This window comes from Leucobacter sp. UT-8R-CII-1-4, from assembly GCF_030010235.1.
Taxonomy (GTDB): domain Bacteria; phylum Actinomycetota; class Actinomycetes; order Actinomycetales; family Microbacteriaceae; genus Leucobacter.
The window spans coordinates 188,912-201,225 of sequence record NZ_JASCRS010000001.1 but is presented as its reverse complement, the minus strand read 5'-3'; the positions used below and the strand labels follow the sequence as shown (position 1 = coordinate 201,225).

10 protein-coding genes are annotated in these 12,314 nt (G+C 58.2%); 9 read left to right on the top strand and 1 reads right to left on the bottom strand.

The genetic code is table 11. The features are described from left to right. Nucleotides 1-77 precede the first annotated feature (77 nt). The 5 genes from ftsE to QBL02_RS00915 all read left to right on the top strand — a co-directional run bounded on the left by ftsE (nucleotide 78) and on the right by QBL02_RS00915 (nucleotide 5,790). Nucleotides 78-1,223 carry a cell division ATP-binding protein FtsE gene (gene ftsE / locus QBL02_RS00935; protein ID WP_282724473.1) on the top strand — a complete coding sequence of 382 codons (1,146 nt, stop codon included), beginning with the start codon at nucleotides 78-80 and terminating at the stop codon, nucleotides 1,221-1,223. Next, nucleotides 1,220-2,134, top strand: a complete 915-nt coding sequence (gene ftsX, locus QBL02_RS00930; RefSeq protein WP_282724472.1) for a permease-like cell division protein FtsX — start codon at nucleotides 1,220-1,222, stop codon at nucleotides 2,132-2,134. Before ftsE ends, ftsX begins: the two co-directional genes overlap by 4 nt. 70 nt (nucleotides 2,135-2,204) lie before the next feature. Next, nucleotides 2,205-2,681, top strand: coding sequence for an SsrA-binding protein SmpB (smpB, locus tag QBL02_RS00925; protein WP_282724471.1), 477 nt, complete (start codon nucleotides 2,205-2,207; stop codon nucleotides 2,679-2,681). Nucleotides 2,682-2,839: 158 nt separating this feature from the next. Further along, nucleotides 2,840-4,747: an FAD-dependent monooxygenase gene (locus QBL02_RS00920; RefSeq protein ID WP_282724470.1), complete on the top strand. Its 1,908-nt coding sequence runs from the start codon at nucleotides 2,840-2,842 to the stop codon at nucleotides 4,745-4,747. A 131-nt stretch (nucleotides 4,748-4,878) separates the two neighbouring features. Continuing rightward, nucleotides 4,879-5,790 (top strand): serine hydrolase, encoded by a 912-nt coding sequence (locus tag QBL02_RS00915; RefSeq protein WP_282724469.1) that lies wholly within the window; start codon nucleotides 4,879-4,881, stop codon nucleotides 5,788-5,790. A 73-nt stretch (nucleotides 5,791-5,863) separates the two neighbouring features. Here the strand turns inward: QBL02_RS00915 and QBL02_RS00910 are convergent, their stop codons facing one another. Further along, nucleotides 5,864-6,706, bottom strand: coding sequence for a M55 family metallopeptidase (locus QBL02_RS00910; RefSeq protein ID WP_282724468.1), 843 nt, complete (start codon nucleotides 6,704-6,706; stop codon nucleotides 5,864-5,866). Nucleotides 6,707-6,950: 244 nt separating this feature from the next. Between QBL02_RS00910 and QBL02_RS00905 the strand changes: the two genes are divergently transcribed. The 4 genes from QBL02_RS00905 (at nucleotide 6,951) to QBL02_RS00890 (ending at nucleotide 12,295) form a co-directional block, all read left to right on the top strand. Continuing rightward, nucleotides 6,951-7,934, top strand: a complete 984-nt coding sequence (locus tag QBL02_RS00905; RefSeq protein WP_282724467.1) for an ABC transporter permease — start codon at nucleotides 6,951-6,953, stop codon at nucleotides 7,932-7,934. Further along, a complete protein-coding gene (locus QBL02_RS00900) occupies nucleotides 7,931-9,796 on the top strand; it encodes a dipeptide/oligopeptide/nickel ABC transporter permease/ATP-binding protein (protein WP_282724466.1) in 1,866 nt (621 codons plus the stop codon). The genes QBL02_RS00905 and QBL02_RS00900 overlap by 4 nt, the downstream gene beginning before the upstream one ends. Next, a complete protein-coding gene (locus tag QBL02_RS00895; RefSeq protein WP_282724465.1) occupies nucleotides 9,793-10,572 on the top strand; it encodes a dipeptide/oligopeptide/nickel ABC transporter ATP-binding protein in 780 nt (259 codons plus the stop codon). Before QBL02_RS00900 ends, QBL02_RS00895 begins: the two co-directional genes overlap by 4 nt. A gap of 124 nt (nucleotides 10,573-10,696) precedes the next feature. Beyond that, entirely contained in the window at nucleotides 10,697-12,295 is a 1,599-nt protein-coding gene (locus QBL02_RS00890; protein ID WP_282724464.1) for an ABC transporter substrate-binding protein, read from the top strand. Nucleotides 12,296-12,314 lie beyond the last annotated feature (19 nt).

The window sequence follows — 12,314 nt, the reverse complement described above, 5'->3', positions numbered from 1 at the left end:
GCAACAGTTCAGGTTGAGGCTGGGTTCGGCGTGCCGCACCCGTTCATGCGCATAACGGGCATAGTCTCGTTCGCGTCATGATCCTTTTCGAGAGCGTAAGCAAAAAGTACCGGGGCACCAAGCGCCCCGCACTTGATCGGGTGAGCCTGAATATCGATCGCGGTGAATTTGTCTTCATCGTCGGCGCTTCAGGGTCCGGCAAGTCAAGCTGTCTGCGATTGATCCTGCGCGAAGAACAGCCAAGCACTGGCCGCGTGCACGTGCTTGGTCATGATCTGGGCAAGATTTCTAATCGCAAGGTTCCTTATTTCCGTCGCAACCTCGGCGTGGTCTTCCAGGACTTCCGTTTGCTGACAAACAAGACCGTCTACGACAACGTGGCGTTCTCTTTGCAGGTGATCGGTAAATCCCGTGGCTTTATTCAAGAAGCCGTGCCTGATGTGCTCGAAATGGTGGGACTCGGCGGCAAAGCCAAACGATTCCCGCACGAACTCTCGGGCGGTGAACAACAGCGTGTCGCGATTGCGCGCGCGATTGTGAACAAGCCAGCAATTCTGCTCGCCGACGAGCCAACCGGTAACCTCGATCCAGCTACCAGCCTTGGCATTATGCAATTGCTTCGCGCAATTAACGCCTCGGGTACCACCGTGGTGATGGCGACGCACGAGGCGACCTTCGTTGACATCATGCAGCAGCGTGTGATCGAGCTCTCACAAGGTGTCGTCGTGCGTGACGAGCAGAGCGGTGGCTATGGCGAGACCGCGGCCATTGACCTCGGCAACCTCTCTGAAGCCGGCACGCAGAAGCTTCGCACGAGCGAAGAAGCCCTTCGGGTCGCACTCACCTCTGAAGCTCCAGAACTTGATGCGATCGGTGATCCAGCGGAGCCGGAGCTCGCTGAAATCTTCACCGAAGAGACGCCAAGCGCTGCCGCAGCCGAGCAGGTGGCCGCGTTCGAAGCATTGCTTTCTGACTCTTCAGAGGGCGCGGATCCGGCGGCTCCAGCTGCTCCTGCGCCCACCACTCCCGCAGCCCCTGAGCTTGCAGCTGAGGCGCCAAGCGGCGCTCAGCAGTCGTTGCCAGACGAGCTTGACGAGACCGTTCGCACTGATCGTCCGGGATCGCCCGCATCGCCGGCACCTCAGGCCGCGCCCCCAGGAAGTTACGCGGAGGCCCTTGGTCTCACGCCCGATGATCAGACGGATGTGGGGCCGGTACGATGAGGCTCGGACTTGTGCTCGGCGAGGTATGGAACGGCCTGCGCCGCAACCTCTCCGTTGTGATTTCGGTCATCTTGGTGACCTTCGTTTCGCTCACCTTTGTTGGTGCCGCGATTATTATGCAGCTGCAGGTGCAGCAGATGAAAACCTTCTGGTACGACCGTGCCCAGGTTGCGATTTATCTTTGCACCGACTTTGATCAGAGCGCTACCTGCGACGGCAACGATGTGAATGAAGAGCAAATCGCTGCTGTCGAAGACGCGCTGAACTCAGGTGTACTGCAGCCATACATTGAAGACTTCTTCTTTGTCGATCACGATAAGGCTTACGAGGAGTTCAAGAAACAGTTCGCGGGAAACCCGATTCTTGACATTACAAGGCCAGAGCAGCTCAATCAGACCTTCTGGGTGAAGCTCACTGACCCCTCACGCTCCGCGGTGATCCAAGAGACATTCTCTGGTGTGCCTGGTGTGCAAAGTGTCAGCGACCAGCGAAGTTTGCTTGATCGAATCTTCCTCTTCTTGGCGGTTGCGAGTTACACCGCGATTGCGATCGCGGGCCTCATGCTGGTTGCTGCAGTGCTGTTGATTTCGACGACGATTCGACTTTCTGCCTTCTCGCGCAGGCGTGAAATTGGCATCATGCGACTGGTCGGCGCATCGAATAGGTTCATTCAGACGCCGTTTATTCTCGAGGGTATAGTCGCGGCGCTGATAGGTTCGGTGCTCGCGGGTATTGCCTCGGTAGCTATTGTGAAATTCTTTGTGCAAGATTTCCTCGTTGCCAATGTGCCTTTTACGAGTTACATCACGGTCGAACAATCGTTGATTGTGCCGCCGATATTGATTGGCCTTGGCGTGGTGCTCAGCGCACTCGCCGCGAAGGTTGCAATCAGCAGGTATCTGCGGGTTTAACTGAAGCACGAAGCCACGAAGGCCGTTCTCGCAATGCGGGGGCGGCCTTCGGCGCGCTATGCTGGTGGGTATGCCTAAAGAGACGGGTCAGAAACTGATCGCCTCGAACAAAAAGGCGCGGCACGATTACCTGATCCTCGATACCTACGAGGCAGGTCTTGTGCTTACCGGCAGCGAGGTGAAGTCGCTGCGAATGGGCCGCGCTTCATTGGTCGACGGATATGTGTTCATCGAGAACGGTGAAGCGTGGCTTGATGCTGCCTACATTCCCGAATACTTGAATGGTTCTTGGACCAACCACGCGCCGCGTCGCAAGCGTAAATTGCTGCTGCACCGTCAGCAGATTGACAAGCTGTACCAGAAGACCCGAGAGGGTGGCATGACGATTGTGCCGTTGCAGCTGTACTTCCTCGATGGCCGCGCGAAGGTAGAGATCGCGCTTGCCAAGGGTAAGAAGGAGTACGACAAGCGCCAGACCCTTCGGGAGAAGCAGGATCGCCGTGAGGCTGATCGTGCGATTTCTGCGCGCAAGCGTCTCGGTGAGTAGCGTCTAGCGATCCCACGCAAGCCAAAACTTTGCGGAGTATTTGGCTTGGCTTTTGCGTGCCTGCCATTTATGCTGATTGTGCAATAGTTAGAACTGGTGTTCATATAGTGAACACAAGTGACGGATAGTATCCGCTCACGGCGCAGTGAGGAGAAATCGTGCAGTTTCACCACCATGGGTACGTATCAACCGACCCGAGGGTGCTCCCGGCTGCTGGAGTTGGGCTTGACCGCCCAGAAGAGTTGCCCGGCGAAATTGATGTACTCATCGTTGGATCCGGCCCAGCCGGTATCGCCGCGCACGCTCAGCTCGCAATGTTCCCCGGAGTAACCACCCGCATTATCGAACGCCGCGACGGCCGCCTCGTGCTAGGCCAGGCCGACGGAATTCAAGCGCGAAGCGTAGAAACGTTCCAAGCATTCGGGTTCGCGCCACAGATTATTCAAGAGGCCTACCAGATCACCGAGACCGCATTCTGGAACCCCAACCCAGAAAATCCCTCGGAGATTATTCGCACTGGCACCACCGATGACGACCCGCAGGGCATCAGCGAGTTTCCCCACCTGATCGTGAACCAGGCTCGCGTGATCGACTACTTCGCAGAGTATGCGCGACGCGCGCCGGCTCGCGGCGACGTCGACTACGGTTGGGAATTTGTTGACCTCGAAGTTACCGGCGAAGGGGAGTACCCGGTCGCAGTTACACTGCGCCAAGTCTCAGGGCACAGCGGTGCAGGCATCAACGCGAATGCTGAGGCCGCAAGCGCAGGCGAAACTCGTGTCGTGCGCGCGAAGTACGTTATCGGTGCAGACGGCGCCCGCTCGGCGGTGCGCTCGGCCATCGGCGGCTCACTGCGCGGCAACCAGTCGTTCCATGCCTGGGGCGTGATGGATGTACTGCCGGTGACCGACTTCCCAGACATTCGCAAGAAGTGCATCATCCACAGCGAAGCCGGCAGCATCCTGCACATCCCGCGCGAGGGAAATCACCTCTGCCGAATCTACGTTGACCTCGGAGAAACCGATGAAAACGGTGGCCACGAGGTGCGCAAGACTCCCGTTGCAGAAGTCATCGCGCGAGCCAACGCCATTTTGCATCCCTACGAGCTTGATGTGCGCAATGTCGCCTGGAGCAGCGTCTACGAAGTAGCACACCGCCTCACCGACCGCTTTGACGACGCAGCAACTTCGCCAGACGGCAAGCCACGCGTCTTCTTGATGGGCGATGCTTGCCATACACACAGCGCCAAAGCAGGCCAGGGCATGAACGTCTCCATGCAGGATGGCTGGAACCTGGCCTGGAAGCTCGGATATGTGCTGAGCGGCATGGCCGGCGAAGAGTTGCTCGGCACCTACAGCGACGAGCGTCAGGTGACCGCACAGAACCTCATTGATTTTGACCTTGAGTGGTCAACATTGATGGCTAAAAAGCCCGAAGAATTTGATTCGCCGTCAGAGGTCGCAGACTTCTATGTGCGTACCGCCGAATTCCCCGCAGGGTTCATGACCGAATACGAAGCATCGAGCATCGTCTCAGACACCGCGGTGCAGGAGCTTGCCACCGGATTCCCTCTTGGCAAACGATTCAAGTCAGTGAACACAGTGCGAGTTGCAGACGCCGTGCAGGTGCACCTCGGGCACCACCACCGCGCCGACGGCCGATACCGGGTATACGCCTTCGCAGACACCGATCGCTCCGCCCTGAACGAGTGGGCAGAGTGGATGCTGAACAGCGATACGTCGCCGATTGCTCGGTTCACGCCAGCAGGAAGCGACCTTGACAGCGTGTTCGACGTCAAAGCCGTGTACCAGCAGGCACATCACGACGTAGCCATTGAGACGGTGCCGAAGGTGTTCCTGCCATCAAGCGGTCCGTACGGTCTGCCCGACTACGAGAAGATCTACGCTGCAATTGCCAACGACGATATCTTCGAGCAGCGAGGCATCTCACGCGAGGGAGCAATCGTCGTGGTTCGCCCAGACCACTACGTAGCGCACATTCTGCCGTTGAGCGCTCGCGAAGAGCTGAGCGAGTACTTCGCAGGCTTCATGAAACCCCAGGCGTAAAACGCGGATCTCGCTGGGTGATCCAGCGCCGTTGTCAGCGGGTGCAAAATGGTACCCGCTGACAACTCTGCCCGGCGCTTCTCGTGCGCGAGTACGAACCCGATATCGACACCTGCAGATATTCTGCGACTATGACGAATCAGAATTCTGACCTCACAGATCTTCCTGTCCATGCAGAGATTGCTGCCGCTGCCGAAGCTGTCGGCGCATCAGTTTTTGCGCACGCTATCGATCTGGAGACTGGTCGCCAGGTAGGGTTTGGATCTGATGATCCCACCGTGATGGCGTCAGTATTCAAGGTTCCGGTTCTGGTCGAGTATGCGCGCCAGGTTGTTGCTGGCGAGCTTTCGCCGACCGAGCGAGTATCTTTTGATCCAGCGAATGCCACTCTGGGCCCTACCGGGTTGAGCGTATTCAGCGATGCTGCTGAATGGTCGCTTCGCGATATGGCAACCTCGATGATTACGGTGAGCGACAACGCAGCTACCGATATCGTGATGGCGAAGGTTGGCCGTGACCGTATCAACAGCACGATGCGTGAGCTCGGTCTGCCCGAGACGTTCTTGCTCGGCGACTGCAACCTGATTTTTGAGATGATGGCCGAAGACTTGGGCGTCGATATTAGCCTGCGCAAGGAACTGAACGAAGCTGATTCAGATCGGGTTGCGGAATTCTCGGTGTGCACTCCCGCATCCACCAATCGCAGCACGCCGCGTGAGGCTGCTCAATTGCTACGCCTGATCTGGAACGATCAAGCTGGCTCTGTCGAGGCCTGCGCTGAGGTGCGCAGAATTCTCGGCCTACAGGTGTGGCCACATCGACTGCGTTCTGGCTTCCCGAGCGACGATATCCAGGTGAGCGGCAAGACCGGCACCATCGGTATTGTGCGCAATGAAATTGGAATGGTTGAGTTCCCTGATGGTCGCAAGCATGCAATTGCTGTGTTTATTCGTACCAATGAGTTCCGTTCGAATAACCCAGATGCAGACCGGTTGATCGGAACTGTTGGCCGTTTGCTGTCTGACGCGCTCAGCGTTCAGTAGCGTCAACCGATAGAGCACAAAACAAAGAGAGCGTACGCGGGGGCAGCCGCGATACGCCCTCTTTGAGGTTTATTTAGCGATTCGCCAGGAGGAATAGGTTCTTCAGTGCTGTCGATGCGAACTGGTAGCAGACCTGAACAAAGGCGATTGCTTCTGCTGGAGTTTTTGCCTCAAGCTTGACGGTGCGTGGGCCGACCCGCTCGGCGTGCGGAATGAGTGAGGCCTGCTCTGCTGCTTGCATGTTTGGCAGGTCGATCTCAATGTTCAGCATTTCTGGGATCGCTGGCAGTGTGTATGACTTTGCTTTGCGGACGACATTTGCGGCGGCTTCGCGGATCAGGCGCTGCGCTTCGGTCGGTGAGAGCGAGTTTGCAGCGTGGTAGCCGTGCGCGCGCTTGACGGTGACTGTCTCGATGCCCGGCAGAGTCTTCTGGATCGCGGCGCAGATCTGGTCGTCGCCGGTGAGCAGGCCTACTGGTACGCCGACGGCTGCGGCCTGCAGTGCATTCACGTCTGCTTCTGAGACTGGCTCGCCGTTTACGCGAACTTCGGTGAAGGTCGATGAGTAGGTGTGGGCCATTACGCCCTCAGAGCCGGCGGCTGCGTGATAGCCGATAAACAGCGCCACATCGTGATTGGAATCGATGCCCTCTGCCATGCAATCGAGCTTTGGGCTGCCGAAGATGATGCGTGCGCGCTGGTCGAGCTCGGCGTGGATCAGGTTGTCCATGGTGCCGTGACTGTCGTTAATCAGTACTTCGGTTGCGCCGCCGTCGAATGCGCCGGCGATTGCTGCGTTCGCTTCGCCGGTCATGAGTTCTTGCGCGCGCGGGTAGCCGTGTCCGCCTCGTACCACCTGGTCAAAGGTTGCGACGCCTGCGACGCCCTCCATATCGATTGAGATGTAAACGCGCATGCCGCACCTTTCTAGTGAGAGGTCTCGACACTGCGGTGTGGGGAGACCGATGACAGTACTCTTCGAAGCTTATGACTAATCGAAATCGCATTCTTGGTGAACTCGACAGTTATCGCCCATAACCCTTGGCGTGTTGAACAATGCAGCTAGGAGTTCTCCTTCGCCATACTTAAAAAGCGTCAGACCCCAAGGACGAGGAGAGCGCATGCCAGCAACTTCTGTGAGCCCCAGAAAGGTGTCAGCTGTGCCTCAAAAGCAACAGCGTGATTCCTTTCTCGTGAGAAATCCATGGGCTTCGTACCTGCTACGAAGGAGCGGCTACTTCGTAGTTTCGCTCTTTGTGCTGGTTACGATCTCATTCCTTCTGGTGCAGTTGATCCCCGGTGATCCTGCCAGAATGTCGGCCGGCGAAAACGCCACCTTCGAGGTCGTTGAAGCCCGTCGTGCAGAACTCGGCCTCGACCGGCCACTAATCGTGCAGTACTTCTCCTTCTGGGGTGGCCTACTCACTGGCAACATGGGCGATTCGATCAGCTCGCGCATGCCGGTGATTGACGTCATTTTGAAGCGCGCACCCGCGACTCTCGAGATCGCTTTCATGGCAGTTGCTATCTCTCTCGTTCTCGCAATCAGCCTGGGTCTCGCTTTCGGCGCACTCACCAAGAACGGCCGACGCCGCGGAGTTGAAGCCGGGTTTACCGGTGTCTCTGCAGTCGTAGCAGTGATCCCAGAATTTCTCGCGGGAATTCTGCTGGTTTACGTATTCGCGGTAAGCCTCGGTTGGGTGCCGGTGGCCGGACGAGGAGACTGGACCTCATATATCCTTCCGGTTGCGGCCCTCTCGATCGGGCCCACAGCCTCACTCTCTCGAATCGTTCGAGCCGAGACACTCAACGTTCTGCAGCAGGACTACGTACGTACCGCGCGTGCCAGACGAATGCCGTCGTTCAGGCTCTATCGCAAGCATGTGCTGCCAAACCTATTGACCTCGACACTTACCATCTCTGGTCTGCTGCTCGGTGGCATGATCGCCGGCACCGTGCTGGTCGAGAACATTTTCGCCTGGCCTGGCCTCGGGGGAGTGATTGTTCAGTCGATTCAGGGCAAAGACTTCCCGCTGGTGCAGGGCATCATCGTTTTCTATGGCGCAACAGTGCTGTTGATCAACCTGATCGTTGATATCGCCCTCATCCTGCTGGACCCACGGACTGCATTGGACAAGTCATGACCACGAGACAACGCCTCCTCACGGTACTTCGCACCCCGCTCGGGATCCTCGCGCTCTTTTCGCTCGCAGCGCTCCTCTTTTTCACAATTTTTGCGCCAGCGATCTGGGGCGAACAAGCCTCAGTGACAAACTCCGCTCTGATTGCACAATCGCCAAGCCCAGAGCACATCTTCGGCACCGACGGCAGCGGTCGTGACATTCTGCTGCGAACACTCGTCGCTACCCAGCTCTCAGTCGTGATGGCGCTCACAGCCACCGTGATCGGTGTCTGCGCAGGTGTGCTCCTCGGTCTCGTGCCGCTCGTGCTCGGCGGTACCGGAGGTCGACTGATCGTTGCCGGTGTCAACATCGGCGTCGCGTTCCCCGGCCTGCTGCTTGCGATTGCCTTCTCCGTGATCCTTGGACAGAGTGGCCTCGCAGCAAGTATGGCTATCGCCATTGCGATGATGCCCGCCTACGCTCGACTGACACACAACCTCGCGGCTTCCGTCTGGGGTCGTGACTATGTCTCGGCGGCTCTTGTGCTCGGCATTCCGAAGTCACGAATTGTGCTTCGCCACGTGCTGCCAAACGTTCGCGATCCTCTGATGGTGAACGCAACGCTTACCGCGGGCGGCACACTCGTTGCGTTTGCCGGTCTCTCCTTTCTTGGTCTCGGTATTCAGGTGCCACAGTATGACTGGGGACGCATGCTCAACGAGGGCATGCAACGCATCTTCGTGACACCCACCGCCGCGGTAGTGCCAGGTATCGCGATTATTTTGGCCGGCCTCACCTTTGTTTTGATCGGTGAAGTACTCAGCAAAGCGATCACGCCGAGCGCTCAGCGCGGCCCAACCCGTCGCATGCTCGCAAAGCTCACCTCTCGCCAGGAGAAAACTCGCGCCGTAACCACTGGCACGATTTCAACCGCAGACGGCAACCCAGACCTCGTGCTCTCGGTGCGGAATCTTCGAGTCTTCGCCCCAGAGAGCGATACCAAACTGCGCTCGCTCGTAAGCGGTGTCTCGTTCGACGTCGCCAGGGGAGAAATCGTCGGCGTCGTCGGCGAATCTGGCTCGGGCAAGAGTCTCACCCTGATGTCTGTGGCGGGCCTGCTTGAAGCCCCACTGCACGTCAAGGCCGATCGCGCCGAGTTTGACGGCGAATCGGTCGAGCTGAGTGAAGACGGCTTCCCGAAGTCGCTTGATCATCACTTCGGTCGACGCCTGGCAATGGTGTTCCAAGACCCAATGTCTTCGCTGAACCCCGCGCTTCATGTTGGTGTGCAAGTGGCTGAGACCGGTCTGCTGCACCTCGACATGAATCACACCGAAGCGAAGGCTGCTGCCATTGATCGCCTCAACGCTGTGCGTATTCCAGACGCTGAGCGTCGCTACAAGCAGTATCCGCACGAGTACTCGGGCGGTATGCGACAGCGCGCCATGATCGCAGCGGGACTGATGGGTACACCATCGTTGATCCTCGCTGATGAACCAACCACAGCGCTCGACGTGACCGTGCAGGCAGGCATTCTTGATCTGCTCAAGAAAATCAACGAAGAAGACGGCACCGCGATCATGTTTGTATCGCACGATATCGCCGTGGTCACTTCGCTCTGCACCCGCGTGCTCGTGATGTACCGTGGCCGCCTGGTCGAAGACATCAGTTCCGAAGATCTGAAGGCAGGCAATGCCGCCCACCCATACACGCGGGCGCTGATGGCGACCGTGCCGAGCATGTCCTCGCCACGAGGTGAAGCAATGGCATCGATCCCTGATGACGCTGATTTCTCTGGCACCTCACCGATCGAGGTTATTGAAGAGGTCAAGCCGGTCACTGCGGCAGTGCGCCTGCTCGAGTTTGAAGGAGATCCCCGATGAACGACCGCCTTTCCTTTGACTCGGTAAGCGTCACCTACGGCCACGGCTCATCCGCGTTCACCGCGGTTGATTCGGTCAGCCTCGCGCTTGAGCCAGGCGAGATTCTCGGCCTAGTGGGAGAGTCTGGCTCTGGAAAGTCGACGCTTGCTCGCGCGGCTGTGGGCCTTGCTGAGCCGACCAACGGCTCGATTCTGCTGGGCGACACAGAAATCTCGCACGCAAAACGTGGCGCACTTCGCGACCGCCGCAGGGTGCAGATGGTGTTCCAAGATCCGCAGTCGTGTTTTAACCCGCGGCGCACTATCGGCCAGTCAATTGATGAGGCATTGCAGGCGGCCCATCGACGCGATGGCACTGCCACTCCGAATGCGCGTGCTCGAAAAGCAGAAATTCAGAATCTGCTCGGTGCGGTTGCCCTGCCAGGCGATACCGCGCTGCGGATGCCGGCTCAGCTCTCGGGCGGTCAGCGGCAGCGAGTCGCTCTGGCTCGTGCAATCGCCGCAAAACCTTCGGTCATTTTGGCTGATGAGATCACCTCTGCGCTTGATGTTTCGGTGCAGGGCGCAGTGCTTAACCTGCTTCGTGCTCTGCAGCGCGAGCTTGGTTTTTCGGTGCTGTTTATTAGCCACAACCTCGCAGTGGTGCGTATCGTCTGCGATCGGGTGGCGGTGATGCGTCACGGCAAGCTGATCGAAGTGGGCGACACCGTTTCTGTGATGGAACAGCCTGCCCAGGAATACACCCGCGACCTGATCGCAGCGGTACCCACTCTTTAACCCTGCTGCTTGCGTAGCGATTCAGCGATTCAGCGATTCAGCGATTCAACGGCTCGGCGGCTCAGCGACCCGCCGGTGCAAATTTTACTGACCCCCCAAACATGTCACACATGGAGGAACACTAATGAATAAACACTTGATCGTCGCGGTTGCGGCTATCGGTGCCCTGGCACTCACTTCCTGCAGCGGCGGAGGAAGCGGTGCCGGAAATGGCGACGGTGAGCCCGTGATCGACGGCACAATGCGTTATGGCTTGCAGGAAGATCCCGGAAACCTCTTCCGCCTGACCAACGCAAACGCCTCGCTCTCAAACGTTTACCCGTGGGCTTACGAGAGCCCGATCTACTACAACAGCAAGGGTGAGGCTTCGGCTTGGCTCGCTACCGATTGGGAAGAGACTCCGAGCTCGCTCAAGCTGACTATCCGCGACGATGCGGTCTGCAGCGATGGCACCAAGCTCACGGCAGAAACAGTCGCGAACAACTATCGCTGGATCGCCGATCCAGCGAACGGATCAGCCTTTATCGACATGGTCATCCCCTCTGACGCAGTCGTAGAAAACGATGAGAACACGGTGACGGTCACCACCGGCACCGCGAACTCGTTCCTGCTTACCGCGATCGGAACCTTCCCGATTTACTGCCAGGCTGCTCTCGATGATCCAAGCACCGTTGCTTCGGCAACCAATGGCACCGGCCTGTACCAGCTCACTGAGGCCGTGCCCGGTGATCACTACACTCTTGAACGTCGCGATGACTACACCTGGGCTCCAGAGAATGGCCCGATCGGCAGCACTCCTGGTGTGCCGAAGGAAGTAGTGATCAGCGTCATTGAAAACGCGAGTACCCGCGCAAATCTGCTGCTCTCGGGCGACCTAAACATTGCTTCGGTGCCGGGCCCAGATGGTGAACGTGTGGCAGAGACAATGATGTCGTTCGGTGCTTCACAGATCAACAGCGCTGGCCTGCTCTACACCCAGTTCGATGGGAAGCCAACCGCCGATATCAAGGTGCGTACCGCCCTCACCCAGGCACTCGATCTTGATTCTCTGATGCAGGTTGCTACCTCTGGCAAGGGTGAGCGCGCTCAGCGTCTCGCGGTCGTTCAGCCACAGGTTTGCATTTACGATGCTGCAACGCCAAACCTGCCGAAGACTGATGTCGCCGCGGCCGAGGCGCTGCTTGACGAGGCTGGCTGGAAGAAGGGCAGCGATGGCATGCGTGCGAAAGACGGCAAGCCACTCGTGCTGAACTTCGGTTGGTCGACCCGCTGGGCTGAAAATGCCGCAACTGCTGAGCAGATCGGCGACCAGTGGACCAAGATCGGCATCAAGGTAAATCACGTCGGTAGCGACGCTGGTGCCTTCAACGAAAAGCTCTTCACCGAGGGATCGGGCGAAGAATTTGACGTGATGTGGATTGCGCCGAACTACCCAGTACCAACTGTGCTCGGCTACTACTTCATGGGTGCAACCCCTCCGCAGGGCAACAACTTTGCGGGTATCAATAACGAGAAGTTCAACGAGCTTGTCGCCGCTACCAGTGAATATGCGGGCGCAGAGGCCTGCGACGCGTGGGAGAAGGCTGAAGCCGAGATGTACTCATCAGTCGACTATGTGCCATTCGCGATGCGTACTGAGTCGGCCTACGGCAACGGCGTGAAGGGTGTCATTGACCCATACGGTCAGGACACCATGGTCACCGGTCTGATCCTCGTCGACTAGCGACAGAGTCGGGCCCTGC